The sequence below is a fragment of the Yoonia vestfoldensis DSM 16212 genome, from assembly GCF_000382265.1.
Classification (GTDB): domain Bacteria; phylum Pseudomonadota; class Alphaproteobacteria; order Rhodobacterales; family Rhodobacteraceae; genus Yoonia; species Yoonia vestfoldensis.
The window spans coordinates 1-1777 of sequence record NZ_KB908014.1 but is presented as its reverse complement, the minus strand read 5'-3'; the positions used below and the strand labels follow the sequence as shown (position 1 = coordinate 1777).

Genomic DNA, 1777 nt, shown 5'->3' with positions numbered 1-1777 from the left:
CCAGCCGATGCCCGAAGCGGTAGCGGCATAACCAAGGCGGAAAACCACTTAGAAAACGCCAGGAACCTGTTCAATCAAACCGAACCACCTCTCTTCACCGGCATCGCAATGACTTTGCACGACTATGCGGATCGCTTTGATCCTTTCGTGGCGCAAGCCAAGATCAAACCAAAGCAAAGCTACACCAAGTTCTTTCAAGAACCGCGCGAGCGTGTCGGGCGCGAATTTTATCGTGCGGACGTCGATGTTTTTGCCACTGCCGGTCATCCTTCAGAAAACTTTGGCTATTACCTCCACATTGAGCCAGGCAATTGCCACGCAGGTGCCGCACTGTTCCAACCATCCAAAGAGGCCCTTACGCGGTTACGCAATCGTCTTGTCGATGACCTTGATGGTTTGAATGACATCTTGGCCGATACCGAATTCAAGACGGTTTTCCCAGACGGATTGGTGACGCGAAAAGAGTTGGGCACCGTGCCAGATGGTTTTAAAAGCAGCGATCCAGCGGCACCCTATCTGAAGATGGTTGGCCTTGGATGTCGGCACAATTTGTCTGACGAACTCATGCTCAATGAAGCAGTGATAGATAAACTGATCGAGGTATTTCGCGCTGGTCGGCAGTTGATAGGCCACTTTGATTAATTGCGAACGATCCGTGCCGCCAAGATGACGCAGGCGTAGCGCCCTATGCCCGGACTTGCTGCACGCTATCTTATAAATGTGGCACAGGACGGCTTCTATTGTTCTGGCACATTCGTGCAGCGTCACAAACCTTAAGGAATATCCCATGGACATCGTCGACACCGCAGTTTCCGCTGGAAACTTCAATACACTCGTGGCCGCCGTCAAAGCTGCCGACCTTGTCGAAACCCTCAAGGGCGCTGGACCATTCACGGTCTTTGCTCCCACAGATGCAGCATTTGCGGCACTCCCTGCAGGCACTGTTGATGATCTGCTTAAGCCCGAGAACAAGGCCAAACTCGCCTCGATCCTTACGTATCATGTCGTCGCCGGTAAAGTGATGTCCACTGACCTGTCGGATGGCATGACGCCTGCGACAGTCAATGGAGAGACCGTAACAGTCACAACCGAAGGCGGCGCTAAAATCAACGGTACAGCGGTTTCGAGCGCGGATATTGATACCGACAACGGTGTTATCCACGTGATTGACGCCGTTCTTATGCCAAAAGGTTGAATAAAACTGGGGCGGCCTTGGTCGAGGTCGCCCCTTCTAAAAAAATTTGTCCGTCTCCACCGAGCGAGGGGCCATGAATTGGACATTTCGGGCAATTTACAACAGGTCCGAAACAGTAAGCTGCTACTGTGAAATGGAGTGATCAGAAAGCTGAAGTTCCATCATTAAATTTTTGGGTTCGCTGCATTGTCCTTGAATGGCCGCTTTTCCCGCTGCGGGGCGGCCAAAGTATTGATGTAACAGGTCATTCTTGTGTGCTGCCTACGCTCGTAGAAAAAAAATCTGAGCTGCTCCTAGTTTCCTTGACGCCTGCTTGGTTCATTTTTCACTGTTTCATTTCATAGTTAACTGGGGACAGCATACCGGTGTTCGTGTGCTTGCGTGTTGGGTTGTAGAACATCTCAAAGTAATCGAACCCGTCCTGTGTTGCTGCGTCACGTATGAAGTATGTCCGTCGCCTGATCCGCTCTCATTTTAAGAGCTGGTAAGAGGTGGTTCGGTTTGATTGAACAGGTTCCTGGCGTTTTCTAAGTGGTTTTCCGCCTTGGTTATGCCGCTACCGCTTCGGGCATCGGCTGGTTG

Annotated in this window: 2 protein-coding genes and 1 pseudogene; 2 read left to right on the top strand and 1 reads right to left on the bottom strand. The window is 51.3% G+C overall.

Annotated features, from left to right (window positions below):
- Window positions 1-27 precede the first annotated feature (27 nt).
- On the top strand, window positions 28-642 hold the full coding sequence (locus tag H147_RS20765) for a DUF2461 family protein (RefSeq protein ID WP_081625918.1): 615 nt from the start codon (window positions 28-30) through the stop codon (window positions 640-642).
- Between the two features lie 145 nt (window positions 643-787).
- Window positions 788-1195, top strand: a complete 408-nt coding sequence (locus H147_RS0119090) for a fasciclin domain-containing protein (protein WP_019956981.1) — start codon at window positions 788-790, stop codon at window positions 1193-1195.
- 325 nt (window positions 1196-1520) lie between these two features.
- On the opposite strand, the pseudogene H147_RS21475 reads toward H147_RS0119090, so the two are convergent.
- Window positions 1521-1664, bottom strand: a pseudogene (locus H147_RS21475) (IS3 family transposase); the annotation flags it as partial.
- Window positions 1665-1777 lie beyond the last annotated feature (113 nt).

Excerpts from the sequence above, each read along its gene's own strand:
- H147_RS0119090 (WP_019956981.1), top strand. The coding sequence starts at position 788 with ATGGACATCGTCGACACCGCAGTTTCCGCTGGAAACTTCAATACACTC.